This is a genomic window from Gluconacetobacter asukensis (assembly GCF_014174375.1).
Lineage (GTDB): Bacteria > Pseudomonadota > Alphaproteobacteria > Acetobacterales > Acetobacteraceae > Gluconacetobacter > Gluconacetobacter asukensis.
Map to the genome: position 1 here is coordinate 1 of NZ_JABEQE010000055.1, position 899 is coordinate 899.

Annotated in this window: 1 protein-coding gene; it reads right to left on the reverse strand. The window is 60.1% G+C overall.

The window, feature by feature from the left end; genetic code table 11:
• Positions 1-19 precede the first annotated feature (19 nt).
• A complete protein-coding gene (locus HLH35_RS19685; protein WP_182950459.1) occupies positions 20-844 on the reverse strand; it encodes an IS5 family transposase in 825 nt (274 codons plus the stop codon).
• Positions 845-899 lie beyond the last annotated feature (55 nt).

Here is an 899-nt window from a genome sequence, read left to right on the forward strand (position 1 = left end):
AGAGTCCGTTTGAGAATGGTCATGGGTGGACAATTCTGCGGAGCATGAGGCTACCGAGAGCGACATGGATCATTGCCTCCGAGACGTCGATCCTCTGCTCGTAATCCCGAACGAGGCGCTTCCAGCGCATCATCCAACCGAAAGTGCGCTCGACGACCCAGCGCCGGGGCAACACCTTGAAGCCCGGCTCCTTGTCGGAGCGGCGAATGATCTCGAGGACGAAATCCTGATAGGTCGCGGCATCCATAAGACGGGTGCGGTCGTAGGCACCGTCAGCGAACAGATGCTTGAGCCAGGGCCATCGCTTGCGAATGGCCACGACGATCGCTTGAGCACCAGCACTATCGGAGATATCGGCGGTGGTCAGATTGACCATGAGCAATCGGCCATCTGTATCGACGGCAATGTGTCGTTTACGACCGACAACCTTCTTGCCAGCATCAAAGCCCCGCTTTTCCGCGGCTGGTGCCTTGATGGACTGGCTATCAACGACGGCGGCCGTCGGGCTCTGCTCGCGCCCTTCGCGTTCACGGTCGAGCATCAGTGCGACGTCGTGGATCGTGCGGAACAGGAGCCGGCGCATGAAGCGGCGGAACCACCAATACACTGTCTGCCAGGGCGGGAAGTCGTTCGGCAGCATCCGCCATCCACCGCCTGTTCGTGCCAGATAGCGAAGCGCATCAAGCACATCGCGCAGGTCCGTCGCAGGCTTGCGACCGCGCTTGGCCGCTGACGGCAGAAACGGCTGAATGAACAGCCATTCCTCATCCGTCAGATCGGTCGGGTAGCGCTTTAATCGCTTCTCAAATCCAGCCATCCGGCCACGGCTCGCTCGGGTCCACATCCCCAGCTTGAATCACGCCCAAGCCACCGCATCAACACATTCTCAAACGGTCTCT

What these genes read in the sequence shown, in the direction of transcription:
- HLH35_RS19685 (WP_182950459.1), bottom strand. Translation starts at nt 844, where the DNA reads ATGTGGACCCGAGCGAGCCGTGGCCGGATGGCTGGATTTGAGAAGCGA.